The sequence below is a fragment of the Haloleucobacter albus genome, from assembly GCF_052492075.1.
Window position 1 is genome coordinate 26,665 of sequence record NZ_JBQWAS010000011.1, and the last position, 25,333, is coordinate 51,997.

At 59.7% G+C, this 25,333-nt stretch carries 20 protein-coding genes, 1 tRNA gene and 2 pseudogenes; 11 read left to right on the forward strand and 12 right to left on the reverse strand.

Annotated elements, in window-relative coordinates; translation table 11 throughout:
• Window positions 1-5: 5 nt before the first annotated feature.
• Entirely contained in the window at window positions 6-1,346 is a 1,341-nt protein-coding gene (locus ACT6QH_RS00885; RefSeq protein WP_444972932.1) for a DegT/DnrJ/EryC1/StrS family aminotransferase, read from the reverse strand.
• A 168-nt stretch (window positions 1,347-1,514) separates the two neighbouring features.
• On the opposite strand from ACT6QH_RS00885, the gene ACT6QH_RS00890 reads away from it, so the two are divergent.
• Window positions 1,515-2,774, forward strand: coding sequence for an MFS transporter (locus ACT6QH_RS00890; RefSeq protein ID WP_444972933.1), 1,260 nt, complete (start codon window positions 1,515-1,517; stop codon window positions 2,772-2,774).
• Between the two features lie 270 nt (window positions 2,775-3,044).
• A tRNA-Met gene (locus ACT6QH_RS00895) sits at window positions 3,045-3,121 on the forward strand.
• Window positions 3,122-3,426: 305 nt separating this feature from the next.
• Here ACT6QH_RS00895 and ACT6QH_RS00900 read toward each other — a convergent pair.
• The 4 genes and pseudogenes from ACT6QH_RS00900 to ACT6QH_RS00915 form a co-directional block, all read right to left on the reverse strand.
• A protein-coding gene (locus tag ACT6QH_RS00900; RefSeq protein ID WP_444972956.1) for an IS5 family transposase occupies window positions 3,427-4,187 on the reverse strand; the annotation gives its coding sequence in 2 pieces (ribosomal slippage) (window positions 3,427-3,863 and window positions 3,863-4,187; 762 coding nt in all).
• Between the two features lie 66 nt (window positions 4,188-4,253).
• Window positions 4,254-4,406, reverse strand: a pseudogene (locus ACT6QH_RS00905) (IS21 family transposase); the annotation flags it as partial.
• A gap of 119 nt (window positions 4,407-4,525) precedes the next feature.
• Window positions 4,526-4,795, reverse strand: a pseudogene (locus ACT6QH_RS00910) (transposase); the annotation flags it as partial.
• Between the two features lie 109 nt (window positions 4,796-4,904).
• A complete protein-coding gene (locus tag ACT6QH_RS00915) occupies window positions 4,905-7,070 on the reverse strand; it encodes a lytic transglycosylase domain-containing protein (RefSeq protein WP_444972934.1) in 2,166 nt (721 codons plus the stop codon).
• Between the two features lie 351 nt (window positions 7,071-7,421).
• Between ACT6QH_RS00915 and dapA the strand changes: the two genes are divergently transcribed.
• Both dapA and smpB read left to right on the forward strand, forming a co-directional pair.
• Window positions 7,422-8,321 carry a 4-hydroxy-tetrahydrodipicolinate synthase gene (gene dapA / locus ACT6QH_RS00920; RefSeq protein WP_444972935.1) on the forward strand — a complete coding sequence of 300 codons (900 nt, stop codon included), beginning with the start codon at window positions 7,422-7,424 and terminating at the stop codon, window positions 8,319-8,321.
• Window positions 8,322-8,465: 144 nt separating this feature from the next.
• Complete coding sequence (smpB, locus tag ACT6QH_RS00925) at window positions 8,466-8,942, forward strand: SsrA-binding protein SmpB (RefSeq protein ID WP_444972936.1); 477 nt, start codon at window positions 8,466-8,468, stop codon at window positions 8,940-8,942.
• A gap of 92 nt (window positions 8,943-9,034) precedes the next feature.
• Here smpB and xth read toward each other — a convergent pair whose 3' ends face one another.
• Window positions 9,035-9,823 carry an exodeoxyribonuclease III gene (xth, locus tag ACT6QH_RS00930; RefSeq protein ID WP_444972937.1) on the reverse strand — a complete coding sequence of 263 codons (789 nt, stop codon included), beginning with the start codon at window positions 9,821-9,823 and terminating at the stop codon, window positions 9,035-9,037.
• A gap of 152 nt (window positions 9,824-9,975) precedes the next feature.
• On the opposite strand from xth, the gene ACT6QH_RS00935 reads away from it, so the two are divergent.
• Both ACT6QH_RS00935 and ACT6QH_RS00940 read left to right on the forward strand, forming a co-directional pair.
• Window positions 9,976-11,382, forward strand: a complete 1,407-nt coding sequence (locus ACT6QH_RS00935; RefSeq protein WP_444972938.1) for an MBOAT family O-acyltransferase — start codon at window positions 9,976-9,978, stop codon at window positions 11,380-11,382.
• Window positions 11,383-11,394: 12 nt separating this feature from the next.
• On the forward strand, window positions 11,395-12,561 hold the full coding sequence (locus ACT6QH_RS00940; protein WP_444972939.1) for an alginate O-acetyltransferase AlgX-related protein: 1,167 nt from the start codon (window positions 11,395-11,397) through the stop codon (window positions 12,559-12,561).
• Window positions 12,562-12,600: 39 nt separating this feature from the next.
• On the opposite strand, the gene erpA is transcribed toward ACT6QH_RS00940, so the two are convergent.
• Window positions 12,601-12,966, reverse strand: a complete 366-nt coding sequence (gene erpA / locus ACT6QH_RS00945) for an iron-sulfur cluster insertion protein ErpA (protein WP_444972940.1) — start codon at window positions 12,964-12,966, stop codon at window positions 12,601-12,603.
• Window positions 12,967-13,139: 173 nt separating this feature from the next.
• On the opposite strand from erpA, the gene ACT6QH_RS00950 reads away from it, so the two are divergent.
• The 3 genes from ACT6QH_RS00950 to ACT6QH_RS00960 all read left to right on the forward strand — a co-directional run bounded on the left by ACT6QH_RS00950 (window position 13,140) and on the right by ACT6QH_RS00960 (window position 18,694).
• Entirely contained in the window at window positions 13,140-14,345 is a 1,206-nt protein-coding gene (locus ACT6QH_RS00950; RefSeq protein ID WP_444972941.1) for a deoxyguanosinetriphosphate triphosphohydrolase, read from the forward strand.
• A gap of 33 nt (window positions 14,346-14,378) precedes the next feature.
• Window positions 14,379-16,139 (forward strand): arginine--tRNA ligase, encoded by a 1,761-nt coding sequence (gene argS, locus ACT6QH_RS00955; RefSeq protein ID WP_444972942.1) that lies wholly within the window; start codon window positions 14,379-14,381, stop codon window positions 16,137-16,139.
• A gap of 74 nt (window positions 16,140-16,213) precedes the next feature.
• On the forward strand, window positions 16,214-18,694 hold the full coding sequence (locus tag ACT6QH_RS00960) for an SPOR domain-containing protein (RefSeq protein ID WP_444972943.1): 2,481 nt from the start codon (window positions 16,214-16,216) through the stop codon (window positions 18,692-18,694).
• A gap of 113 nt (window positions 18,695-18,807) precedes the next feature.
• Here ACT6QH_RS00960 and ACT6QH_RS00965 read toward each other — a convergent pair whose 3' ends face one another.
• Window positions 18,808-19,692, reverse strand: a complete 885-nt coding sequence (locus tag ACT6QH_RS00965; RefSeq protein WP_444972957.1) for an ATP-binding protein — start codon at window positions 19,690-19,692, stop codon at window positions 18,808-18,810.
• 270 nt (window positions 19,693-19,962) lie between these two features.
• On the opposite strand from ACT6QH_RS00965, the gene ACT6QH_RS00970 reads away from it, so the two are divergent.
• Window positions 19,963-20,580 (forward strand): hypothetical protein, encoded by a 618-nt coding sequence (locus ACT6QH_RS00970; protein ID WP_444972944.1) that lies wholly within the window; start codon window positions 19,963-19,965, stop codon window positions 20,578-20,580.
• Between the two features lie 35 nt (window positions 20,581-20,615).
• On the opposite strand, the gene ACT6QH_RS00975 is transcribed toward ACT6QH_RS00970, so the two are convergent.
• Complete coding sequence (locus tag ACT6QH_RS00975; protein ID WP_444972945.1) at window positions 20,616-21,452, reverse strand: sulfite exporter TauE/SafE family protein; 837 nt, start codon at window positions 21,450-21,452, stop codon at window positions 20,616-20,618.
• Window positions 21,453-21,636: 184 nt separating this feature from the next.
• On the opposite strand from ACT6QH_RS00975, the gene ACT6QH_RS00980 reads away from it, so the two are divergent.
• A complete protein-coding gene (locus ACT6QH_RS00980; protein WP_444972946.1) occupies window positions 21,637-22,152 on the forward strand; it encodes a MarR family winged helix-turn-helix transcriptional regulator in 516 nt (171 codons plus the stop codon).
• 84 nt (window positions 22,153-22,236) lie between these two features.
• Here the strand turns inward: ACT6QH_RS00980 and ACT6QH_RS00985 are convergent, their stop codons facing one another.
• From ACT6QH_RS00985 to ACT6QH_RS00995, 3 genes are all read right to left on the reverse strand, one after another.
• Entirely contained in the window at window positions 22,237-23,346 is a 1,110-nt protein-coding gene (locus ACT6QH_RS00985; RefSeq protein WP_444972947.1) for a CobW family GTP-binding protein, read from the reverse strand.
• Between the two features lie 61 nt (window positions 23,347-23,407).
• The gene (locus ACT6QH_RS00990) at window positions 23,408-24,436 is read right to left on the reverse strand and encodes a metal ABC transporter substrate-binding protein (RefSeq protein WP_444972948.1); all 1,029 of its coding nucleotides are present in this window, start codon (window positions 24,434-24,436) and stop codon (window positions 23,408-23,410) included.
• Between the two features lie 10 nt (window positions 24,437-24,446).
• Window positions 24,447-25,319 (reverse strand): metal ABC transporter permease, encoded by an 873-nt coding sequence (locus tag ACT6QH_RS00995; protein WP_444972949.1) that lies wholly within the window; start codon window positions 25,317-25,319, stop codon window positions 24,447-24,449.
• Window positions 25,320-25,333: the final 14 nt, after the last annotated feature.

A 25,333-nucleotide genomic window follows, 5' to 3' on the forward strand; every position in this document is an offset into this window, starting at 1 on the left:
TGTGTTCAGGCGTGTGGAAGCGCGCCGGCCACCTTGCGTATGGCATGGATGACATCCTCCACGTCCTGATCGGTCAGGACAGAGGCGATAGTGAGAATGACACCCCGTTCCCTCATCTCGTCACAAACGGGCAGGGTGCCTGCCTCATAGCTGTAGCCATTCGCGAAACTGTTGGCCGGATGGGTCCAGGGAAAGCCATCCCGCGAGTTGGAACGGCGTTCGACAAGGCTGGGAATGTTGCAATACCAGTGCAGGCCCCACTGGCGCATGGTGATGCAGGCCAGGCTTCCGGCTGGCCCCACAATCCCTTCCGCGCGCAGTGCTTCCACAAACCAGTCGGCAGTGTGGCTATCTGCCAGTTGCATGAGAAGAAAGGGGCCGCTGTCGCCTGCCGGGTCTGGCACATGGCGGAAGGAAAGACCGTTCAGCCCCTGAATACCATCCCTTATCCGCCATTTGGCATTGCGCATGGCCCCGGTAATGGCTGGCAACTTGCGCTTCTGGGCCAGAGCCATGGCTCCTGCAAGTTCGGACATGCGAGCGCCATATCCCCACAGCTGGCAGTCTTCCCGTATCGTATCCAGCCGGCCTTCTTCCGTGCGCGGATAGCCCAGATCATGCAGGGCGACGATCCGTTCGAACAGTACATCATCCTTGCAAACCAGCAGGCCGCCTTCGCCGGAAGTCATGTTCTTGTTGAGCTGGAAGCTGAAAATGGCTACGTGGCCAAAACGCCCGACCGGCGTGCCTTTGAAGCTGGCACCGGCGGCCTGTGCGCAATCCTCAATCAGTTTCAGGCCGTGGGCCTGACAAATAGCTGCAATCTGGTCGATATGGCCAGGAGCGCCGCTCATATGCACACACAGCACGGCGCGGCTGTGGGGGCCGATCTTTCGGGCCAGGTCCTCCGGGTCCATGCAGAAGCTGTCGTCTATATCCACCAGCCGCGGAATGGCTCCGGTGCGGACAATGGCAGCGACGCAACTGACCCATAAATAGCCTGGTACCAGCACTTCATCACCCGGTCCCAGTTCCAGAGCTGACATGGCAATGGAGAGCGCCGCCGTGCCGGATGAAACCGCCAGAGCGTGCGGGTGGCCATAGGTTTCGCACCATTCCTGCTCCAGCCTGTCCACCATATGCTGAAGGTCTGGCCCATAAAAACGGAACGGGCTGCGGGCTTTGACGACTTGATCCACAAGCGCGCGTTCTTCCTCATCAATCCAGTGGGCACCTGGCAACTCCCAAGGCAAGGGCAGGGTGCGGACGGGCTTTCCCCCACGAATTGCGAGCTCCTCCTGATGGCTGGTGTGGGCGGCTTGGGCCGGGGGCATGTCGCTATTCATGGGGAGCGGTCCAGTCTGGGGGGATGAGAGAAACGAAATGAAACTGTGCGTCGGATCTCATTTGTGAGAACGTGTCTTCTCAATATACGTTTCACTCGCAGATTGGTTCCAGTCTTTGTTTGAAGGATCGAGGCATTGCGCACAGCTCCTCTCGCACTGGTCGTGTCTATGGTTGCTTTCTCTGGAGCAACCTTCGGTTATGGAACTGCATCTATTGCGGGAGTTCTGAGCCAATTACAGGATGGCTTTGGCATAGGAGTGGAGTGGCAGCAGGCAATAGTTGCATGCGTGCCAGGATCAGCCTTTGTCGGAGCAATTGCCGCCAGTATGTTGGCGCGAAAGTTTGGTCGCCGTCAGCTTATGTTGGCGGCATTTCTGCTGGCCTGCTGCGCCTATTCAGTCCTGTTCACTGCGCCTGACCTGACTATATTGTTGGTTGCGCGCGCGGGTATTGGAATAGCCATCGGCCTGGTTTCCATGGTTGCTCCCATGTATGCGGCGGAACTGACGCCTCCAAGATATCGCGGTGGTGTGGTTTCCGTTTTTCAACTTGCTGTGACAGTCGGTATTCTGGCGGCCTATGCGGTGCCGCTGGCCTTCCCACAATGGGCATGGTCGAGCGTTCTGGTCATGGGGATTGTACCCAATCTTCTGGGGGTGCCCGTCGTTTTGCTCCTGCCCGAAAGTCGTTCCTCTTTCAAAGAGGGGCGCATAGGGTTGGCTTCCGCTGAAGAGGCCGCGCGCGCGGAGAGGCAAGCCTTCTTCGCCCTGTTGCGACGCAAGAGCGTTCTGGCGGTTTTCATTTTATGCGGCTTGCTGTTCGTGTTGCAGAATCTGAGCGGCATTGACGGCATTCTTTATTATGCCCCCCATATTTTTGAGCAGCTCGGCTTCTCCGGGGATGGAGCGGCCATCATGGCAACGTCAGCGCTGGGCTTCATCAATGTGTGTGCGACCATATTGGCCATTCTGCTGGTTGATCGCATTGGGCGTCGGCCCTTGCTGATTTACGGGTCTCTCATCATGGCTCTGGGGTTGGGCGCGACTCTTGCTGGAGCAGCTCTGAACCTGCCCATGCTGGGGCTCCTGGGGCTTGGAGCCTATATCTGGGCGTTTGCGATGAGCCTTGGCCCACTGCCTTATGTGCTGATGTCTGAACTTTTTCCCTCGGCTGTGCGAGAGGCGGGCATTGCTGCGGCTTCAGCAACCAGCTGGCTCTTCAATATGCTGGTCGCTTTCACCTTCCTGTCCTTTGTAGGGTGGATCGGTCTTTCAGGAGTGCTCCTGCTTTTCCTTATCGTTTGCGTGGCCTCAGTCATCATCGGAATGGCGTTCGTGCCTGAGACAAAGGGAGCGGCGCTGGAGGATATTGAGGAGAATGTGCTGGCGGGGCGTCCGATCCGGCATCTGGGGCGTTTGGGGGAGTAGAGAAAAGACTCAGTTGGATGTCCGGTGACGCGCCAATGGAGCAAGAAGTCGTGGGATTGGCGTGAGCCAGATTTTTTGCCGCGTATTTTTTAGCAGGCCAACAATCGAGTGCTCATCAGGGTTACTGCGGCATTTCCGATATATCTATCCACAGCTTGAGAGGGGCTGTGACAGTTTTTTGTCTCGCCCCTCTTTCCTTTTTCGAGGGGCGTTGCTACATAAGCGCCACGCCAGACGGCGGCCACAACTGGCCCAGACAACTGGCTTTGACGCGGGGTGGAGCAGCCCGGTAGCTCGTCAGGCTCATAACCTGAAGGTCGTAGGTTCAAATCCTACCCCCGCAACCACTGATAACGACAAACCCGTAGCATCCGCTGCGGGTTTTGTTGTTTTGGCACTGTTTCCAATGGCTTGCTGCTCTGTCCAGTTGAGGATCGTGCCGAGTTCGCCGTGCAGTGTCGCGTAAATCTCGCCGCGTTCAGGCCCCGGCGTGAGCAAAATCTTCTCGATCAGGCCACGCAATGTCTCTGCCGCTTCTTGCCGCTCTTCCTTGCGGTTGAGCGCTTCGGTCAGGGCAGAAACCTTCTTTGCATAGATCGCCGAGGCGCTCGGCAGAATGTCCGGCGTGTCCTCTAGGTTCAGGACACATTGCTCATAGCCAGAAGATAACGGTCGCAGCGAGAGCGATGGCGGAGAGAAAGGCCATTGGGCACCTGTCGTAACGCGTAGCAACGCGTCGCCAGTCTTTGAGACGCCCGAACATGATCTCGATCCGGTTACGCCGTTTGTAGCGGCGTTTGTCGTATTTGATGGTCTTGTTGCGGGATTTCCGACCCGGAATGCAGGGAGTGATCCCCTTTGCGTGTAAAGCGTCACGAAACCAGTCGGCATCGTATCCACGGTCGGCCAACAGCCATTTGGCCTTGGGAAGCTCATCAAGCAAGGCGGCAGCACCGGTGTAATCGCTGACCTGGCCGGCCGTTATAAAGAAACTGATCGGGCGACCACTCGCATCCGTTACGGCATGAAGCTTGGTGTTCATGCCACCTTTCGTGCGCCCAATCAGGCGGCCCGCGCCCCCTTTTTTACCCGCAGGCTGGAAGCAGTGCGGTGGGCCTTCAGATAGGTCGCGTCGATCATGATGGTCTTGTGCTCTGCGGCTTCAGGCACAGCCAAGCCTTCCATCATCTGGATAAAGATGCCCTTGTCGCCCCAGCGTTTCCAGCGGTTATAAAGCGTCTTCGCCGGGCCATATTCCTTCGGCGCATCGCACCACCTGAGCCCGTTGCGGTTGACGAAGATGATGCCGCTCAGAACGCGCCGATCATCAACGCGCTGGCGGCCATGGCTCTTGGGGAAATAGGGCTGAAGACGAGCCATTTGCTCCTCCGTCAGCCAAAACAAATGACTCATCACTCAGGCTCCTGCTCACAAAGCCTGAATCACGGCCGTCAGCCAAAATCAATAGGTCCTGACCCTAGGCTGCAACGGAACCTTGAAGCTGGGCTCAACCGCATCGGAGCGCAGATATTTGCGGATGGTATTGCGGGACAGGCCGGTTCGCCTCTTGATCTCCCGAATGGAGATCCTCTGCCGCAAATGCCTCCGGCGGATCACACTGAGTAAGTCCATGTCGATCACTCCAAGACCCTCCGACTGGCAGCCGGAAGGGAGGGAAACATGGGTCAATTCTCAGTGGTAACTTATACGCGCCCCGGGTCACTTCTCAGTGGTAATCAACAACCGGAGGCTTTCGCCAAAAAATCGCGATCCACCAGAAATTGCCCAATCTTGGCATGCAATTTCTCGATTTCCGCCTCGCTGGCAGCCCTGGCCGTCTGGTCGCGACCATCGAACAGGCTCGCCATGCCTTCCATCGCCTGCCTCTTCCACGCTCCGATCATCGTGTGGTGAATGCCGTGCTTCGACGCCAATTCGGCCAAGGTCAATTCACCGCAGATGGCCTCCATCGCCACCTTCGCCTTGAACTCCGCGCTGTAACGCTTTCTCGTCGCCTTCATTCCCGTCCAGTCCTCAAGGTCGGGATGAGCTGAACACCCTGTCCAAATCTCCGGCAACACCTCACTGTGCGGGCGGCAGGAGCGAGAGAGCACCTGCCGCAACCTTGTTTCAGCGACGCACATCACCGCGTAGATCGGCTTCCATCCGGCGGGCGTTCGAGAGATTGAAGCGCGCTTTGTAACTCTGGTAGTTTTCCATCACCCGTTGCACATAATTGCGCGTTTCGGAGAACGGGATCAGTTCCACCCAATCCACGACATCCACCTTCGGGTCTCGCGGGTCTCCGTAAAGCTCTATCCAGTCCGAGACATTTCCGCGCCCGGCATTGTAGGCGGCAAACGCCAGTACATAGTTGCCATCATACACACGTACCAGCTCGCCCAATTCCGCAGCGCCGAACTGAACATTGTAAGACATGTCGTTCATGAGGCGTTTCTGGCTGTAAGGCACGCCAGTAATCTTGGCGACCTGGCGACCTGCAGCCGGGGTCACCTGCATCAGCCCCATGGCCTTGGCGCTGGAATAGGTGTTGGGGTTGAAGTGGCTCTCCTGTCTGGCAATGGCGTAAACGGCAGCCTTGTCCACGGGGTCGCCAATGGGGTTGTAACGGGGCATGCCGAAAATGGGGTAGGCGTCGCTTTCAACCGGATGCCCTTCAGCTACGGCCTCCTTGCCAACGGCCAGTGCGCCACGCGCATCATTATTGGCCTCAGCCAGATCCGCCAACAGGGCGATGTGGCTGGAATCTCCCAAACGCCATGCGAGATCATAATAGATGGTGAGAGGAATATTCCGCTCACCAATGGCGTAAAGCATGCGAATGGCCTTCACAGGCTCCAAGCGAGCAAAGGTTTGTTTGTCGCTGAAGGAGGGCGATGGCGTGGAACGCAGTGAGACCGGCTTGGCTCCCAGTTGCATGCGCGCCAGCTGGCCATAATAGGTCCAGGAATAATTGGCTGCGGTCTGGTAATGGCTGCGGGCCGACATGGTGTTGCCCATGGCCTCGGCCGCGCGTCCCTGCCAGTAAGAGGCGCGCCCAAGGGCAATGGGATGCTTCTGGCCATGCGCAATACGCGCAAAATGGGCGGAGGCCGTACGCGGATCATTCATGAAGCGCAGGGCAATCCAGCCGGCTGTGAACTGCTGTTCGGCCCGGTAATTGTCAGATTCCGGCACCACGCCACTGGCCGCCACCTGATAGGCTGTGCGCGGATCGCGATGATCTATGAGATGGCGCGCCAGCCGCCGGCGCTCAACCCACCAGGCATCAGGGTTCGCCTTGGCGTCTGCCGAATCCGCGCCGGCGAGTAGAGAGCGGGCCGCCTCTTTCCCCTTGTCCGCGCGCCGTAGCATCTGCGCGCGGGCATAATGATAGGCGGGTTCATCACGAAGCCCATAAGGCACTTTGCCAAGCAGGCTGTTTGCGCTTGATGATGCCTTCACGGCGGCCAGTTGCGCGCGCGTCAGGGCGACCACATCCGAGCCGGCAAGCGCCGCCGCGCGCATGGCGCGCCCACTGTCTCTTTCATAACTGAAGCGAGAGGCGCGGGCTTTGTGGTCATCACGGGTGAAAGCGCCGCCAAACTCTGAGAGGGCCGTTTTCTCGAAGCTCTCTGTCAGCTTATCTTCCCGCCAGGCGCTGCGTGCCCACGCGATAGCGTCCTTGCGATTGCCTTTCTGGAGCAGTGCACGAGCCAGCGCGAGCTTGCCTTCACCGCTGAGGGGAGGCTGCTGGGCAAAAAAGGCAATGGCCCGGTCCGCTCCGCGATTCTCTTGAAACAGCACACGCTCCGCCCGGCGTCGCAGGGTGGATTGGGTGGGCCAGCCCGGATTGGCCTTCAGGAAGGCGTTGATGTTGTCAAAGCCCATATCGTTCGGGGCATGGCGGATGACGAGCCATTCCACCAGTGTTCTCGCCACTGGGTCCCGCAACTGTGAAGCTGTGGCGAGCGCTTCCCTGCCTCGTGAATTGCGTGCAGACTTCACGGCGCTTTTCAGGGTGGAAAGTTCACCGCGCGGAAGGCTGGAGGATGAGGTGAGGGCGGGTAGGGGCTGGCTTGTGCGCACGCTGCCTGTGGTGAGCACAGCACTGCGTGGGGTGGGGAAGACAGCCAGATTGCCGGATGCACTGGCAACCGCGCTATTGCCTGTGCGTAGATTGGCCGGCTTGTGAGGCGGCAGAGGGGTTGCCGCCGAAGCCGCAGTCACCGCGCCGCCCAAGGCGACGCTCATCGCCAGGATGCTTGCGGAAATCAGGCTCGGAACTGGCAGCATGACGTTTCCTCACATTCGGAGGTCGAGGGAGTATTTGGGCCGGATGTTCCTCTACGGGCCTTGAAGAAACATTAAAGTCTTCACCGGCCTTGCCACGCCGTAAACGTCATGCTCTTGCGAAAAGGCGGCAAAAGCAGGGCTGGTAAAGGTTCGCGGGGAAAAACATGGCCGTGGAGGCGGACATGTTGCCGGAAACGCTTTGCGGATGGCGCGGGACAGGTTATGGGATGGGGTTCATGCCGGTGTGCCCGGTATGCTGCTGGGTGATGCAAGGCGGCGCGCCGGACGCGCCGTTGCCTGCGCGCCTTGCGGATCATTCCTGTAAGTCCAAAACTCCACAAGGCGTTCTCCATGTCGCCCATCGCGCCCCCTTCTTCTTACCGCGGCTCCTTCACTGCCCTTGTCACCCCTTTCCGTGATGGTGAGGTGGATGAAAAAGCTTTCCGCGATTTTGTGGACTGGCAGATCGCCGAGGGCGTACATGGGCTGGTGCCCGTGGGCACGACGGGCGAAAGCCCCACGCTGAGCCACGCCGAGCATAATCAGGTTGTGGCCTGGGCCGTGGAGCAGGCGGCTGGCCGCGTGCCGGTGCTTGCCGGCGCAGGCTCCAACAACACGGCGGAGGCGATTGCTCTGGGTCAGCATGCCCAGAAGGTGGGCGCTGATGCCTTGCTTGTTGTAACACCCTATTACAACAAGCCGAATCAGGAAGGGCTTTATCAGCACTTCAAAGCCATCGCCGAGGCGGTGGACCTGCCCATCTTCATCTACAATATTCCCAGCCGCTCAGTGATCGACATGTCTGTTGAGACCATGGCGCGGTTGTTTGAGCTGAAGAATATCGTTGGCGTGAAGGATGCGACGGCCAATATGGCGCGCGCCTCTTTGCAGCGGCAGACCGTGGGGACGGATTTTATCCAGCTTTCGGGTGAGGATGCCACGGCGATGGGCTTCATGGCGCATGGTGGCCTTGGCTGCATTTCGGTGACAGCCAATGTGGCCCCGCGCCTGTGTGCGGAGTTCCAGAATGCCTGTTTGGCGGGTGATTACACCACTGCTCTGGCGCTTCAGGACAAGCTGATGCCGCTGCATACGGCCTTGTTCGTTGAAACCAACCCGACGCCCACCAAATATGCGCTCTCCCTTTTGGGGCGCATGGGGGATGAGGTGCGCCTGCCGCTGGTGCGGGTGGCTGAGCCCACCAAGGCAATCGTGCGTGCGGCCATGGTCCATGCCGGTCTGATCGGCTGAGGCTCAGGTAGCACAGGTTCAGGAGACGGCGGGGGTTACCCTGCCGTTCTGCGCCTCCGGGTGGGGTGCCTGATATGGGGCGCGTGTGGCCGCGTCTTCCAGCGCAGGTTGAAAACCAGCGCTGATATGAGCATATGCGAGACCATGAGCCAGAAGAACAAGGACACCCCCCGCAAGATCGCCGCAGATAACCGGCGTGCGCGCTTTGATTATGAAATCAAGGAAGCCATGGAGGCGGGCATTTCGTTGACCGGCACGGAGGTGAAGAGCCTGCGCACCGGAAAGGCGACGATTGGCGAGAGCTATGCCGCCCAGAAGGGCGGGGAAATGTGGCTGTTCAATGCCTATATCCCCGAATATCTGGAGGCCAACCGCTTCAATCACGAAACGCGGCGGGCCCGTAAGCTGCTGCTTCACAAGAAAGAAATCGCCAAGCTGGCCAATGCGGTCGAGCGCGATGGCATGACGGTGGTGCCGCTGAAGATCTATTTCAATGATCGTGGACGAGCCAAGGTGGAACTGGCGCTGGCCAGAGGCCGCAAGAGCCATGACAAGCGCGAAGTGCTGAAGGAGCGCTCATGGCAGCGCGACAAGGCCCGCCTGATGCGAGATCGGGGCTGAAGGGCGGGCGCGATCACCTGTGGTGCCTCATGCGGGCGCATCCACCTAAAATGCCAGATGGCCCGGAGCGACTGCATCCGGGCCATTTTGATTCAGATAGAGATGGACAGGTCCACCCACACCGGCACATGATCGGAAGGCTTGGCCCAGCCTCGGACATGCTTGTCGATTCCTGTCGCCAGCAGATTGTCCGCCGCTTGCGGCGACAACAGCAGATGGTCGATGCGAATACCTTGATCGCGCTGCCATGCTCCGGCCTGATAATCCCAGAAGCTGTAAAGGCGCGCGGCGTCGCTGGTGGCGCGCACGGCGTCCGTCAGACCCAGATCCAGAAGTGTGCGGAAGGCCGTGCGGGTCTGGGGCAGAAACAGGGCGTCATTCGCCCAGGCTTCCGGGTTGGCGGCGTCAATCGGGGCAGGGATCACATTGAAATCGCCTGCCAGAACCAGAGGCTCCTCCAGCTTCAGCCGGTCTTCGGCCAGAGTGGTAAGGCGACGCATGAAATCCATCTTGTAGGGGTATTTCTCGGTATCAATCGGGTTGCCATTGGGCAGATAGAGGCAACACACCCGCACAACGCCGCCCTTCACGGAGACCACAGCCTCAATAAAGCGGGCCTGCACATCCTCATCATTGCCGGGCAGTCCGAAGCGCACATCCTCCAGCGGCAGGCGGGAGAGCATGGCCACACCGTTGAAGGTCTTCTGCCCATGCACGGCGACATTATAGCCCAGCGCCTCGAAGGGCTCCTTCGGGAAGGCTTCTGTCTGGCATTTGATTTCCTGAAGGCACACCACATCGGGCCGTGTTTCTTCCAGCCAGGCAAGGGCATGGTCGAGTCTCTGGCGGATAGAATTGACGTTCCAGGTGGCAATGCGCATGGCGGAAAGGCTCCTTTGGGGCGCAGCATAAGCACGGCGCGCGGGGCGGCAAGGGCGTTGCGCATCTGCTGGCTATTCCGCAGCCGGCTTGCATGTGACGGCAAAGGGTGGCATGTCCCCTCTCGCAAATCTGAACAGGCGGAAATGGGCGGATGACGTTCGCGTCAATTGAATTTCTATTTTATTTTTTTCCGCTGTTTCTGGTCAGCTATTTTTCCGCGAAGACCATTGCGACGCGGAATTATATTTTTCTCGCCTTTTCGCTGGTGTTCTATGGGGCAGGTTACACGCCCCATATTCTCATTCTACTCGCTTCGGTTGTGGTGAACTATTATCTCGCGCTGGCGATAGACAGGCGTGATGGCGCATCCCGCAAAAGCATGTTGATAAAGGGCGCAACCTTTAATCTGCTGCTGTTGGGCGTGTTCAAATATACCGGCTTTCTGGTCGAGAATATCAATGACGTGATTGCTCCCAGCGGCGCGCACATTCCTGTGCCGAAAATTGGGCTGCCGCTGGGCATCTCCTTCTATTCCTTCCACGCCATTTCCTATCTGGCGGATATCTACAAGCGGAAGGTGAGTGCGAACCGCGATTTCGCGCAGTTCTCGCTTTATATGTGCATGTTCCCGCAACTCGTGGCGGGCCCCATTGTGCGTTATTCCACGGTGGCCAGGCAGCTTTCCCAGCGCCGCACCACATGGGGGCGTTTTTCGGCCGGTGCGCGTCTGTTCGCCATCGGCCTGGGCTGGAAGGTGTTGATTGCGGACGAAGTTGCGCGGCTGGTGGATGGTGTGTTCGACGCCACTTCCAACCCCACATTCGTCGAGGCATGGCTGGGGCTCTATGCCTACACCATCCAGATCTATTTCGATTTTGCGGGCTATTCCACCATGGCTGTGGGCCTTGGCGTGATGGTGGGCTTTGCGCTGCCACGCAACTTCCGCCTGCCTTACACAGCCCTCTCCATCACCGATTTCTGGCGGCGCTGGCATATGAGCCTGTCTGCCTTCCTGCGGGACTATCTCTATATTCCGCTAGGCGGGAACCGGAAGGGCGCCTATCGCACCTATATCAACCTTTCCATCGTCTTCCTGCTCTGTGGTCTGTGGCATGGCGCAAGCTGGAATTTTGTGATCTGGGGTGCGCATCATGGCGCTTTCCTCATCATCGAACGGGCCTGGTTGGGTCGGTTGCTGAAGCGCCTGCCTGTCATTCTCTCGCAGGCTTATGCGGTTCTGGTGGTGATGCTGGGCTGGGTCTGGTTTCGGGCCGAAACCTTTGATGGCGCCATCCAGATGTTCCAGGGGCTGATCGGGCTGAATGGCCTGCACCGTGCGTCCATGGCGCTGTATTTTGGCCTGTATCCGCTTTCGATCGTGGCGCTGATTGCCGGCGGGCTCATCGGTTTTGTGAGCTGGCGGCGCTTCAGGCTGTTTTCCGGGGAGGGGCGCATGTCCGCCATTGCAGATTTCGCCCTGATCGGCGCCATCATGGTGCTGAGCGTAATCTGGGTGGGTGGCACCACCTCCACCCCATTCCTCTATTACCGGTTCTGAGGCAGGGACATCATGAGAATGCTCTCGCGTCATCGCCGTTATCTTGGTGCGCTCGTGGCTGGCATTGCGGGCCTGTTGCTGCTCTCCAACATCATTCCAGACCCACTGGGGCGCTGGCAGACGCGCACCGTCTATAATGCGGCGGCGGATCTGAATACCCGCTTTCAGCAGGCCACACGCATCGCCGGGGAATATCTGAACGACAATTTCGGCTTCCGCGCCTCCATCCCCTTTGCTCTGCGCAATTTTCGCGAGGCGGTAAATTCCCCTGACAGCAACAATGTGTATGTCGGGCGCAACGGGGAGTTCTTCTGGGCGCGGCAGGGCACGCCGGAGCAGTCGGCAGGCGCGTTGCTGCGCGTGAATGATGTGGAACGCTTCGTCTTCATGATGGGCGAGATGCAGCGCATTCTGGGGCCGCGCGGCACAAAAATTGTCGTCTCCATGCCGCCCAATGCCCAATCCGTGGAGCTGGATGAGCTGCCGGAATGGATGAAGAATCTGGATTATCCCACCACGGAATATGATCTCGCCATGGCCGGCCTTCATGCCATGGGGGTGACTGCTGTGGATCTGCGCAAGGTGCTGCGCGAGGCGCCCAAGCCGCGCTTCCTGCAAACAGATACGCACTGGAATAACCGTTCGTCAGTCATCGCCTTCAATGCCACGATGGTGGCGGTTGGTCACCCCGATTGGCAGGTGGATGTGAATGAGGTGGTTGGGCCGGCCATCTCGATTCCCTCCGGCGATTTGCTGCGCACCATGCGCATGCCGCCAAATATCGAGACCACGCAATATGGGGTGCGCGTGAAGATGCGCTCTTCCATGCCGCGGCCGGACCCAGCCCTCCAACACCATAATGAACATCCGGCCTTCCGTTCCATCGCCTATGATTATGCGAAGGCCGGGCCGCGCGTGCTCATTATGGGGGATTCGTTCACGGCCGGTCTGTGGGCGGGTCTGTTCGTGAATTCGGATGTCAGCGTGGTGGGCTGGATGCACGCCTCGCATGAGGTGAATGGCTCGTGCGATTTCAATTTCAAGGATATTGAGCAGTTTGCGCCGGATATCCTGATCTATGCCCGCACGGAGCGTTTCTTCCCCTGCGCGCGGGAGGATTGGCCCGTGGGCCTGCCGCAGCCTTCCATGCGCGGCTGGCTGAAGAATGTGGCGCCATAAAAGCTGGCGGGGCTTTTCTGCGCCCCGCCTTGCGCCTGCTCACACTGAAAAACTGGTGCCGCAGCCACAGCTTGCCGTTGCTTGCGGGTTGCGAACCTGAAAGGCCGAGCCCATCAGGCTGGAGACATAATCCAGCTCGGAACCGCGAACGAGTTCGAGCGATATGGCATCCACCACCACTTTCGCTCCGTTTTTTTCGATGATGAGATCATCGTCATTCTGCTGTGTCGTTACATCATATTTGTAGGAAAAGCCGGAGCATCCGCCCCCTTCCACGCTCAGGCGCAGAAAGGAGCCCTCAGCTTCCTTCTTCATGATCTGGCTGATGCGCCGTGCGGCGGCGTCCGTCACGGAGAAATCCGTGGTAGCCGGAGAAACAGGGGCAGAGGAAGGAGTTGCATTCATGGTATCGACTTTGCGAACAGAAGCTGGCACTGCCCAGAAACATAAGGGCTCTGCGGTCTGATTGAAGGGGTGTCGCGCCTCTGGCGTACACAACTGTGCAGAACCTCATGAGGATGAAGCGTTTTTATGCGCTTGGCCTCCAGAGGTGAAACAAGTTCAAGGGAGAGTGCGGCATGGCGGTTTCTGGAGCAAGGCCTCGTGTGTCATGGTCCTGCGATCCGTTTGCATCACGCGGGCGGCTTGTGCATGAGGATGATGCGCCTCCCCGCAGCGCCTTTCGCCGTGATTGCGACAGGGTGATTCACTCCACGGCCTTTCGCCGTCTGCGTCACAAGACGCAGGTTTTCAGCTTCAATGAAGGCGATCATTACCGCACCCGGCTTACTCATACGCTGGAAGTCGCCCAGGTGGCCCGCTCCATCGCCCGCGCTCTGGGGCTGGATGAGGATTTGGCGGAAGCTTTGGCGCTTTCCCATGATCTTGGTCACCCGCCTTTCGCCCATTCCGGCGAGCGTGCGCTGAATGAGTGCATGAAGGAGCAGGGCGGGTTCGATCACAACGCCCAGTCTCTTCGGGTCCTCACCCGGATCGAGCGGCGTTATGCGCGGTTTGACGGGCTGAATCTGAGCTGGGAAACGCTGGAAGGCATCGCCAAACATAATGGCCCACTCACTGATCGAGATGGCAATGGCGTCGGCCGTTATGCGGCCGGCCTGCCGCACGCCATTCAGGCCTATAATGAACAGCAGGATCTGGAATTGTGGAGCCATGCCAGCGCTGAGGCGCAGGTGGCCGCCATTGCCGATGACATCGCCTATGATGTTCATGATCTGGATGATGGCATGCGCGCACGCATGTTCACGGTGGATGATCTGGCTGATCTGCCGCTGGTGGGCAATGCCCTGCTGGAAGTCCGCACGCTCTATCCCGGCCTTGATGTGCCGCGCACGGTGGGTGAGGTGCTGCGCCGGGTTATCACGCGCTTCATCGAGGATGTGGTGACGGAAACCTCCCGGCGTGTGGCAGAGGCTGATGTGGCCAGCGCGCAGGATGTGCGCGGGCTGGGCCATCCCCTTGTCGGCTTTTCACCGGAGGTGCAGAAGGCTGAGCGGGCGATGAAGGATTTCCTCTTTCCCCAGATGTATCGTCATGCCCGCGTGGAGCGCATCATGGAAGATGCCCAGCAGGTGGTACGGGATCTGTTCGGACATTTCATCGCGCAGCCAGGTGATCTGCCGCCATCCTGGCAGGAGGGACGGGATGCGCTGAATGAGGAGCGTCTCGCCCGTCGTGTCGCGGATTATATCGCCGGGATGACGGATCGTTATGCGCTGGACCAGCATGCGCGTTTCTTTGACACGACGCCCGATCTGCGTTAGGCGCGAGCCCAGCCAATCCGATTGGAAAATTTCATGAACGTTTATGCGATCTTCGCCGCGCATGTGCGCGAAGCCGTCGCCGCCCTCGTCAGCGAAGGGCATGTGCCTGAAGGGCTTGATCTGTCTCGCGTTGTGGTGGAGCCGCCGCGCGACGCCAGCCATGGCGATATGGCCACCAATGCGGCCATGGTGCTGGCCAAGGGCGCGCGCATGAAGCCGCGTGATCTGGCAGAACAGATTGCTGGCAAGCTTTCGGCCACCGCCCATGTGGCGAAGGTGGATGTTGCCGGCCCCGGCTTCATCAATGTCACGCTGGAACCGGCTTTCTGGCCGCAGGTGCTTTCCGCAGTGCTGAAGCAAGGCACGGCCTTCGGCCAGTCTGAGCTGGGTGCGGATGAGCCGGTGAATGTGGAATATGTGTCCGCCAACCCCACCGGGCCCATGCATGTGGGCCATTGTCGTGGCGCGGTATTCGGCGACGCTATGGCGCGCCTTCTGGCGTTCGCCGGCCACAAGGTGACCAAGGAATATTACATCAATGATGCCGGCGCACAGGTGGATGTGCTGGCTCGCTCGGCTTTCCTGCGCTACCGCGAAGCGCTGGGCGAGGATATTGGCAGCATTCCTGATGGACTGTATCCGGGTGATTATCTGGTGCCTGTGGGGCAGGAACTGGCCCGGCAGCATGGTGAGAAGCTGAAGGCCATGCCGGAAGCCGAGTGGTTGCCTCTGGTGCGCGATTTCGCCATTGACGCCATGATGGCCGCGATCCGCGAGGATCTGGATGCGCTGGGCATCACGTTCGATATGTTCTTTTCCGAACGCTCCCTCTCGAAAGGCGCGGTGGACAAGGTGGGCGCGACCATCTTGTCGCTGCGGGCGTCTGGCGAGGTCTATGAAGGTCGTCTGCCGCCACCCAAGGGTGCGCCGGCCGAGGACTGGGAAGATCGCGAACAAACGCTTTTCCGCTCCACCGAATTTGGGGATGATGTGGATCGTCCGCTCATCAAGTCCGATGGCAGCTACACTTATTTTGCCGGTGACATCGCCTACCACAAGGACAAGGTGGACCGCGGTTTCCTCAAGATGATCGACGTCTGGGGCGCCGATCATGGCGGCTATGTCAAGCGCATGCAGGCGGCCGTGAAGGCCGTGAGTGGCGGCAAGGCAGAGCTGGATGTGGAGCTGATTCAGCTTGTGCGCCTGTTCCGCAATGGCGAGCCGGTACGCATGTCCAAGCGGGCGGGCTCCTTCGTGACGCTGCGTGATGTGGTGGATGAAGTCGGCCGTGACGCCGTGCGTTTCATGATGCTTTTCCGCAAGAATGATGCACCGCTGGATTTCGATCTTGCGAAGGTCATTGAGCAGTCGCGCGAGAACCCGGTCTTCTATGTGCAATACGCCCATGCCCGAGCTTGCTCGATTCTGCGTAATGCCCATGCTGCCATGGCGGATTTGCCCAAGGCTGCGGCAGATTATGCCGGCGCTGCACTGGCTCGGCTGGATGATGACGGGGAGCAGGGCCTCATGAAGCGTATGAGCGCCTGGCCGCGTCTTGTGGAGCAGGCCGCGACAGCGCGTGAGCCGCACCGTATCGCCTTCTTCCTGCATGAATTGGCAAGCGATTTCCACGGCCAGTGGAACCGGGGAAAAGACCTGCCTCATTTACGCTTCATTATAGAGAATGATCGAGAGTTGACATTGGCGCGTCTGGCATTGGTCCATGGCGTCGCTACGGTACTCGCCTCCGGTCTGGATATTCTTGGAGTCGAGGCCGTTGAGGAAATGACGTAGCCACCGCGTTTCGCGTACCTGAAGCTGCGAGCAGAGCCGGGCCCCTGTCCGTAAGGGCAGGGGAGCGCGTCGAGGTGGCATCGAGTGAATATCGAGGCGACATGGGCGACGACAGCAGGTTCCGCTACCGGCGCGACGACAGCGCGGGTCAGGATGGGCGCAGGGCTCCGGCTGCGCCTCGGGGTGGGCCTTCCGGCGCGCCTCAACAGCGGCCTGCCGCTGGCGCACCTCCTTCCCGGCGCGATATGGTGGAACCGGCGACGCAGGACCGTGTGACACGGCCGCCTCGGCCCGCTACCATTCAGCCGGCTCCTTCTCAGGCAGCAGGGGGAGATGCCGGTGATCCTTTGGCCGAACTGGCGCGTCTGATCGACGAGCAGGATCCTTTCGCAAACACCTCTGCGCAACGCCAGCCACCTGAAGGTGCGCGGCCGGCCCAGCCTGCGGCGCAGCCGCACGCGGGCATGTCTCTTCGTGAAGAGGCGCAGGCACGTCTGGAAGCTGCGCGTGCGCGGCAGACGGCGGCTCAAGCATCCCCTTCTGGGGCGGCAACTGCCCGCCAACAGGTTGCAACGCGAGAGGACGACGCACGTCGCCAGCTCGCGCGGCAGGAACTGGCCCGCTACGAACTGGCCCGCCGTGAACAGGCCCGTCAGGAACTCGCGCGGCAGGAGCGGGCCCGTCACGAACTGGCTCAGCGTGAGCAGGAGCGGCAGAATTTCATCCGGCAGGAGTTGGAGCGGCAAAAGCAGGCGCGACAGTCTGGTGTGCGCGCTACAGAGAGCCCGGCTTCTTCCTCTGCTCGGACGCGTATGTCCGCCCAGAGTGGGGAAGCTCCGGCCCGCCAAGATGCGTCTCGCCAAGATTCGGCTGGACAGGCTCCAAGCCGAGAGGTTCCAACCCGCGAGATTTCCAGTCCTCAGGCTTCAGCCCAGCGCGGTGCACGCCCACCGGCGTCGGCATCGTCCTCTGAGCGCCATGTGGATTCTTCGGTCGATGCTGTTCGGCAAGCGCAGTTGGCGCGGATTGCTGCGGCCCGAGAGGCGCAGGCGCGGCAGCATGCCGGGCAAACAAGCCCGGAAGCCGGGCGTGAGCGCGCCGAATCTCGCCCGTCCCATTCCAACGAGCCTGATGCGGCGCGCAGGGCACCTCCTTCATTTCTGACAGCGGGCTCTGCGGCTGGGCAGCGTGAGCGTCGGGTGTCGCCACAAGCTGGCGCACTGGATGAACGTCTGGCTACGGACCCCAACCTTCGCGCGAGTGCCGAACAGGCGGCTCGGGCCACTCAGGCGCGGCGTGAGGCAGCAGCGCGCACTGCTGCCATGCAGGGGGCTGCCCCCTCAAGGCCGGCCTCCTCACCTGATGGACGCCGGGCACCGGGGCTGCATAATCCGCCTCCGCGCGCCGCCACACCGGCTACATCCACGGCAGAACGCGCTGCTGATGCAGCATCTTCCGTTCGCCTCGGTTATGGATCTTTGGCCAATGAGCGCGCCGCCCAAGCGCAACAGGCTGAAGTTTCGCGTCATGCAGAACGTCCACGCGTTGCACCTTCGGCGGAAACGTCGGTTTCTGCGCCACGTCATCATGCTGAAGAACCGCAGGCTCACCCGGATGCGGCCAGCTATGCCTATTCCGCCGAGCGTCGTTCCGCTGGGGGGCATGGCTATGATGATTATGACGAAGCCTATGATCCCCAATATGCCGATGAGGGCTATATGCCGCCTCATGGCGAGGAGATCTATGATGGTGATGCGCAACGCCAGAAGGGGCGTCGGGCACTGATGGCTGCCGCTGCCGCTCTGGCCATTGTTGTGGTGAGCGCAGCAGGATATTTCGCATTCCGCATGGGTGGGGACGATGCCGGAGGCACGTCTGGCAACGGCACGCCGGTTATCAAGGCCGATACGACGCCTAGCAAGATCATGACGCCGCCATCGCAGCAGGATGCTCAGCAAAAGCTGATCTATGATCGCGTCGGCACCGGGGCGCGGGGCGATGAGCAGATGCTGCCGCGGGAGGAGCAGCCGGTGGATGTGTCCTCGGCAGCCGCAATTCGTACGGCGCCGCCGGAGGGCATTACGCCAGAAAGCACAGAGCCCAAGCGGGTGCGTACGCTGACCGTGCGGGCAGATGGCACTGTGGTGCCGGAGGGCACTGTGGTGGCCGCCAGCCCCAATACCAGCGGCTTGACAGCCTATTCTGCGGATCAGGATCCTGTTCCCGGCGGGTTGCCTGAGCCGACTGGCGTGACCACCGTGACGACCGAGAATGAACCGGAAACGACACCAGAGGTGGCTGTTGACGGGCAATATGTGGTGCAGGTCTCTTCGCAGCGCTCCAGCTCGGATGCGCAGGGGTCTTGGCGTGCCTTGCAGACACGCTATCCGAACCTGCTCAGCAGCTATGCGGCCACCATCAAGAGGGTGGATCTGGGCGAGCGCGGCATTTTCTATCGTGCTCAGGTCGGCCCCTTTGCAACGCGGGATGATGCCAACAGTCTTTGCCAGGCGTTGCGCGCGCAGGGCGGCGATTGCGTCGTCAATCGGGAATGAAGTGAGAGGGGCGGTGGAGCGGGCAGTGCCTGCGTGGTGCTCCTGAAGTTATGGACCCAATGATGGAATGAAGGGCAGGGCCAGAACAGGCCCTGCCTTTTTAGGTTACGTCATCAGGCTTCGCGCAGCGGCACGCCGAGCCGGCCGGCCAGATCCTGAATATATTGGAAAGCGGTGCGGCCAGAGCGGGAGCCGCGGGTGGTGGCCCATTCCAGCGCCTCTGCCCGCCACTGCTCTTCACGAACCGGCAGGCTGTGATGCTTCACATAAGCCGCCACCATGGCCAGATATTCTTCCTGGCTGCATTTGTGGAAGCCCAGCCACAAGCCGAAACGATCCGAGAGGGAAACCTTTTCCTCAATGGCCTCGCCGGGATTGATGGCCGTGGAACGTTCATTGTCCATCATGTCGCGCGGCAGCAGGTGGCGGCGGTTGGATGTGGCGTAGAACAGCACATTATCCGGCCGCCCCTCAATGCCGCCTTCCAGTACGGCCTTCAGAGATTTGTAGGAGGTGTCGTCGGTATCGAAGGAGAGATCATCGCAGAACACGATGAAGCGATGGTGAGAGCCGCGCACAAGGCCCATGAGGACGGGCAGGGTTTCAATATCCTCGCGGTGGATTTCCACCAGCTTCAGACGTGGGCCGGTGCTGTCGCCCAGCTCGCGGTTCACGGTGGCGTGCGCCGCCTTGACGAGGGAGCTTTTGCCCATGCCCCGTGCGCCCCAGAGCAAGGCATTGTTGGCCGGCAGGCCGCGCGCAAAGCGCTGGGTATTCTCCAGCAGTTGCTCACGCATGCGGCTGATGCCTTGGAGCAGTTCCATATCCACACGGTTCACGCGGGCCACAGGTTCCAACCGGCTGGGGTTGGTTTGCCATACAAAGGCATCAGCCCCGTCCACATCCGGCGCTGTGAGGCGGGGCGGTGCAATGCGGTCCAGCGCTTCGGCAATGCGCGAGAGCAGATTGAGGGCCGATTGGGCAGTTTCTGTATTCATGGTTATAGACATATTATTTCTCCCAAAGCGGGATTAGTGCGCGCGGCGCGCCACTGCAAGGGGAGATGAGGCGGTAGCGCAGGGTGGGGCGTTCAAGTTGGGACGCAAGAAAAGTGCGAAGCTCCACAAACTTGCCTTAACTTCCTCCCATCACTCTCTGAAAGGCTGAAGGCCGTGACAGCGGATGAGCGTGGCGGCAGGGGCGGTGTGGAGAGGCGGATGCGATCGACAATGCGAGAACGCAGGAAGGTTTTCCTGGTCACGACCTTTATGCTCCCTGTTCTTTCTGCCCCGGCCTTGGCTGGCGAGGTGGTGACCACATCCCGGCAAGCGCTGAATGCGGATGGTTCCACCTCGATGAATTATTCAACACAGTTGGAAGAGTTGGGGGCGCAAATCGGGCTGAGCATGTCCGCACCCGGCCGCAGTGTGGCTCCACAAACGATTATTGGCACGTCGAATGTGACGGGTACGGCCTATGCCAAGGTTTCTGTCTCCAGCCTTCCTGAGTGGCTGATGTGGCAGAAGGGGGCGGTGAATGTGGTGCTGAACCCCACGGCGGAGGAGAGCAAACTCTCCACCTCTTTCTCACGGACATGGACAGTGAATGACGGGCTGAAAGCCACTTTGGCTGACAGTTATGAGGTTGCCCACAATTCCTCCGGTGCCGGATGGAACACGGATAAATCCCTGAGCGTGAAGCTGGAGGATACGGGCACCACGTTTTCGGTTGGTGCGCATGCCTCGGATTCCACCCAGCAGTTTCTGGGGCGGGTAAGTGCGCGGCAAAAAGTGTTTGGCAATATCAATGTCACGGCCAGTGCATCTGAGACCACTGGCGATGATTTCAGCAAGAGCGTTACGGCGGGCTTCACCCATCGCTGGTGAGGATAAAGCCGTTTTGAGCCTTGGGCCATGAAGCTTCAGGCCGTGAAGATGGCCACGAAAAAGCGGGTGGCGATCATCAGCAGAAAAATGCCGAAGGTGATTTCAAGATGTCTGCGGCTGAGCTTGTGCGACAGGCGGGCCCCATAAGGTGCAACAAATGCGCTGACAGGGGCCATAAGGGCAAAACCCAGAATGGAGACATAGCCCAGAGATAGGGATGGCAATTCTGCCAGGTGCGGCCAGCCGGCAATGGCATAACCGATCACCCCCGGAATGGGAATGAAGATGCCCAGCCCGGCCGAGGTGGCGACGGCCGCGTGGATCGGCACGCCGTAAAGCAGCAGGAAGTTTGTGGCGAGGCCACCGCCGGAAATGCCGACCATGGAGGCGGCAAAGCCGATGATGAGCCCGTAAAGAGCCATCATGCCTTGGCCGGGCAGGTTTTCAGCAATGCGAATATCATTGCGACCCAGCAGGCTTTTCAGCCCCAGCGATGAAATCACCAGCACGAAAATGGCCTGTAGCACCCAGCCGGCCGCAAAGCTGGCAATGACGCTGCCAATGATGATCCCGATGATGGCCGAGAGCCGCCATTGTTTCAAAACATCCGGCAGGGCGGCGCCTTTGGCCTTGTGTGTGCGATAGGATGTAATAGCCGTGGGGATGATGATCGCGAGAGACGTGCCAACGCATAGTTGCATGCGGATTGAATCATCCACCCCCATCATGCCGAAGACCTCATAAAGCACCGGCACAATCACGCCGCCGCCGCCAACCCCCAACATGCCTGCGAGTATCCCGGTGAGAATGCCTCCGAGCAGCAGTGTGCCTGCGAGAAAGGCAAGGTCATTCCATGGGACGGCAACAAGCATGAAAACCTCGAGGGCCTCGAATTGCAGGCTTGCACCCGGAAGGGAGCTGCCGCAGGGGGAAAGGAAACGGGGAGGGATCTGTGCGCCGGAATGCAAGAGAAGTCCAGAGAGGTCAGGACGCTTGCCTATTCCTGAGCGGAAGGTAGCTGGGTGCTTTTTAATATGACGGACTTATGAAGGATTTGTGATCTCCGCATGGAAGAAAGCGCTCTACCTTTTTCTAAAAAGGTGTTTTTATCCCATCATGATAAAGCACCATGCAGAAGATGAGCTGTTTTTCCTTCTTGTGATGCGTATTGCGCGCCATCTGAGAAGATATACAGACTATCATCTTTCATCTGTGGGTATTTCTCAAGCAGCCGGCTGGCCGCTTTTGATGTTGGCGCGGGCCAATACAGAATTGCGCATGAGCGAAATCGCTGAAACTCTGGGGATTGAGGGGCCCTCTCTGGTGCGTATAGTGGAGGGCTTGGTCACAGATGGATTGCTGAGCCGGCGTGTTGACCCTCAGGACAAGCGGGCCAAGTTGCTAAAACTGACGTCGCGGGGTGAGGCATGTATTCCTGCCCTTGAAAAACTGTTGGAGCATATCAAGGGGCAGTTTCTTTCCGATTTCGATGATGATGAGTTCGGGATCATGCTGCGGGGGCTTTTGCGTGTGGATCGTGTGCTAAATCGTGAGAGCCATATGTTGCGCTGATGCGCGAGATAGCATGTGTGCCAAGAAAAAAGCCGGGCATTCGTGCCCGGCTTTTCGTTTTCAACGGCCTTACCCTGTTCAGCATCAGGCGACGCAGGAGAGGAAGCCAAGCTTCAACGCCACTTCATTCATCTTGCGGCCGATGAAGACGATGCGGCTTATGCGCGGTTCGTCCTCTTTCCACGGACGCTGATGGTCTCCATCCAGAATCATGTGCACGCCCTGAAAAACGAAGCGTTCGGGGTCATCCTTGAAATTGAGAATGCCCTTGGAGCGCAGAATGTTCTGCCCTTCTGTCGCAACCAGATTCTGGACCCAGGGGAAAAACTTGTCCGGTGAAAGGGGCTGGTCCGTGGAGAAGGAGAAGGACTGCATCTCGTTGTCATGCACCACCTTCAGGCCATGGTGGTGGTGCCCGTGGTCATGCTTGTGCTCGTGGCCATGAACATGTTCATGGTCGCAGCCGCAATCCGGCCCGTGTTCATGATGCTCATGACCATGAGCATGTTCGTGGTCATGGTCATGTTCGTGCTCGTCCGCCTCAAGGAAGGCCGGCTCAAGGCCGAGAATGCGGTCCAGATCGAAGGCGCCTTGGTTCAGCACCTTGTCCAGCTCGATTTCGGAACGCTGCGTGCGATAGAGCTTGGCGTAGGGGTTGATGCCACGGATGTGTGCTTCCACCTCATCCAGTTCCGCCGGGGTCACAAGATCAACCTTGTTGAGCAGGATGACATCGGCAAAGGCAACCTGGTTCTTTGCTTCCGGTGCATCCTTCAGCCGTTCGGAGAGCCATTTGGCGTCAGCCACTGTCACCACGGCGTCGAGCCGGGTCTTGGCCTGCACATCCTCATCCACGAAGAATGTCTGGGCGACGGGGGCCGGGTCTGCAAGGCCGGTGGTTTCGACAATGATGCCGTCGAAATCATCCTTGCGGCGCAGCAGGCCATCAATGATGCGGATCAGATCGCCGCGCACCGTGCAGCACACGCAGCCATTGTTCATCTCGAACACTTCCTCGTCGGCGCCCACCACGAGGTCATTATCGATGCCGATTTCTCCAAACTCGTTGACGATGACGGCGTATTTCTTCCCGTGTGGCTGGGAGAGAATGCGGTTCAGCAGCGTGGTTTTGCCCGCGCCGAGATAACCGGTCAGCACAGTGACGGGAATTTTCCGGGGCTGCGTGTCAGTCATGGAATTTCACCTGATGTGATGGCCCGGTGTGTCTGGCGCACCGGGCCATAAGAGCGGAGCCTTACTGCGCGAGGGCGTTGGTCAGCGCCTTCGTGTTGAAGCGGATGAGCTCGATGTAGGTGCTCGCAGGGCCTTTGTCATCCGAAAGGGCATCAGAATAAAGCGCGCCGCCTACCTTGGCGCCTGTTTCCTTGGCGACCCGCTCCATCAGGCGTGGATCGCTGACATTCTCGATGAACACGGCGGGGATCTTGTCTTCCCGGATCTGCCGGATAATGCGGGCCACATCCTTGGCGGAGGCTTCACTCTCCGTGGAAACTCCTTCGGGGGAAATGAAGGCCACGCCATAGGCGTCCGCGAAATAGCCGAATGCGCCATGGGAGGTGATGATACGGCGACGTTCTGCCGGGATGTTGCCGATGGCCTGCTTCACTTCGGTGTTCAGCGCATCCAGCCTGGCGTCGTAGGCGGCGGCATTGGCGGTGTAGATGGCCTTTCCGTCCGGGTCCGCAGCAATCAGGGCATCGCGGATATTTGCGACATAAATCCTGGCATTGGCGACAGACTGCCAGGCGTGCGGGTCCAGCCCGCCATGATGGTGCCCTTCATGCTTGTGGTCATCATCATGGTCATGCTCATCATGTTTGCCGGCTTTGGCATCATGGCCATGGTCCTTGTCATGAGCTTCATGGTCATCATGTTCATGCCCATCATGCTCGTGCTCATCCTCGCCGCCCTTGCGTGGGGAGATGCCCGTGGTCGCGACAATGATGGGGGCCTTGGTGCCCGATGCCTTGGCCAGACGCTCCATCCAGCCTTCAAAACCCAGGCCATTCACGAAGATCAGCTTGGCGGCGCTCAACTTCTTCGCATCGGCCGGGGTCGGCTGATAAACGTGAGAGTCGCCGTTGGGGCCGACAATGGTGGTCACATCCACACGCGCGCCGCCTACTTCCTTCACGAAATCTCCAAGGATGGAGAAGGAGGCGACAACCGGAAGCTTGCCATCATCCGCCAAAGCGGGGCGGGCAAATGCAGGCGCAACAAAGGCTGCCAGCGTGGCCGCCAGCACGAAACGTCTTGAAATCATGACTTTTCCCTCAGGCTTCGAGATGTCGGCGCGGCAGCAGGCGCGAGAGAACCCCTCCCGCCGGGCCGAAGATGACGGCCAGCCCATAGGCGATGCCTGCCACCAGAACGATGGAGGGGCCAGAGGGCGTGCCCAGATGATAGGAAACCAGCAGGCCGGCCATGCCGCTGATGAAGGCGATGATGGTGGCCAGAGTGACGAGTGCGGAAAGATCCCGCACGAAGAAGCGGCTTGTGGCGGCGGGCAGCATCATCAGCCCTACGGCCAGCAGGGTTCCCAGCGCGTGGAAGCCACCAACAAGATTCAGCACCACCAGCGCCAGAAAGGCGATATGCGCCGGCCCGCCCATACGGCTGACGGAGGAGAGGAAGACCGGGTCCACGCAGTCCATCACCAACGGACGCCAGATGATGGCGAGTGTCATCAGGGTGAGGGTGGTGATGCCCGCGATCAGCAACAATGTTGCGTCATCAATGCCCAGCACAGTGCCAAACAGCACATGCAGCAGATCCACATTCGAGCCACGCAGTGAAACGATCAGCACGCCCAGCGCGAGAGAGATGAGATAGAAGGCCGCGAGTGAGGCATCTTCCTTCAGTTCGGTGGCCCGCGCCACCACACCTGCACCCACCGCAACCAAAAGCCCGGCCACAAGTCCGCCAAGGCTCATGGCGTAAAGGTTCAGGCCGGCGAACAGAAAGCCGATGGCCGCCCCCGGCAGAATGGCGTGAGACATCGCATCCCCCGTCAGAGACATGCGTTGCAGCATCAGGAAGGTGCCCAGTGGCCCGGCACCAAGCGAAAGCGCCAGCACGCCAATCAGGGCGCGACGCATGAACTCGAATTCGGTGAAGGGGGCAATGATGAGATCGTAAAAAGGCATGCGCTCTGTCCGTC

Excerpts from the sequence above, each read along its gene's own strand:
- ACT6QH_RS00885 (WP_444972932.1), bottom strand. The coding sequence starts at position 1,346 with ATGAATAGCGACATGCCCCCGGCCCAAGCCGCCCACACCAGCCATCAG.
- ACT6QH_RS00890 (WP_444972933.1), top strand. The coding sequence starts at position 1,515 with ATGGTTGCTTTCTCTGGAGCAACCTTCGGTTATGGAACTGCATCTATT.
- ACT6QH_RS00915 (WP_444972934.1), bottom strand. The coding sequence starts at position 7,070 with ATGCTGCCAGTTCCGAGCCTGATTTCCGCAAGCATCCTGGCGATGAGC.
- dapA (WP_444972935.1), top strand. The coding sequence starts at position 7,422 with ATGTCGCCCATCGCGCCCCCTTCTTCTTACCGCGGCTCCTTCACTGCC.
- smpB (WP_444972936.1), top strand. The coding sequence starts at position 8,466 with ATGAGCCAGAAGAACAAGGACACCCCCCGCAAGATCGCCGCAGATAAC.
- xth (WP_444972937.1), bottom strand. The coding sequence starts at position 9,823 with ATGCGCATTGCCACCTGGAACGTCAATTCTATCCGCCAGAGACTCGAC.
- ACT6QH_RS00935 (WP_444972938.1), top strand. The coding sequence starts at position 9,976 with ATGACGTTCGCGTCAATTGAATTTCTATTTTATTTTTTTCCGCTGTTT.
- ACT6QH_RS00940 (WP_444972939.1), top strand. The coding sequence starts at position 11,395 with ATGAGAATGCTCTCGCGTCATCGCCGTTATCTTGGTGCGCTCGTGGCT.
- erpA (WP_444972940.1), bottom strand. The coding sequence starts at position 12,966 with ATGAATGCAACTCCTTCCTCTGCCCCTGTTTCTCCGGCTACCACGGAT.
- ACT6QH_RS00950 (WP_444972941.1), top strand. The coding sequence starts at position 13,140 with ATGGCGGTTTCTGGAGCAAGGCCTCGTGTGTCATGGTCCTGCGATCCG.
- argS (WP_444972942.1), top strand. The coding sequence starts at position 14,379 with ATGAACGTTTATGCGATCTTCGCCGCGCATGTGCGCGAAGCCGTCGCC.
- ACT6QH_RS00965 (WP_444972957.1), bottom strand. The coding sequence starts at position 19,692 with ATGAATACAGAAACTGCCCAATCGGCCCTCAATCTGCTCTCGCGCATT.
- ACT6QH_RS00970 (WP_444972944.1), top strand. The coding sequence starts at position 19,963 with ATGCTCCCTGTTCTTTCTGCCCCGGCCTTGGCTGGCGAGGTGGTGACC.
- ACT6QH_RS00975 (WP_444972945.1), bottom strand. The coding sequence starts at position 21,452 with ATGCTTGTTGCCGTCCCATGGAATGACCTTGCCTTTCTCGCAGGCACA.
- ACT6QH_RS00985 (WP_444972947.1), bottom strand. The coding sequence starts at position 23,346 with ATGACTGACACGCAGCCCCGGAAAATTCCCGTCACTGTGCTGACCGGT.
- ACT6QH_RS00990 (WP_444972948.1), bottom strand. The coding sequence starts at position 24,436 with ATGATTTCAAGACGTTTCGTGCTGGCGGCCACGCTGGCAGCCTTTGTT.
- ACT6QH_RS00995 (WP_444972949.1), bottom strand. The coding sequence starts at position 25,319 with ATGCCTTTTTACGATCTCATCATTGCCCCCTTCACCGAATTCGAGTTC.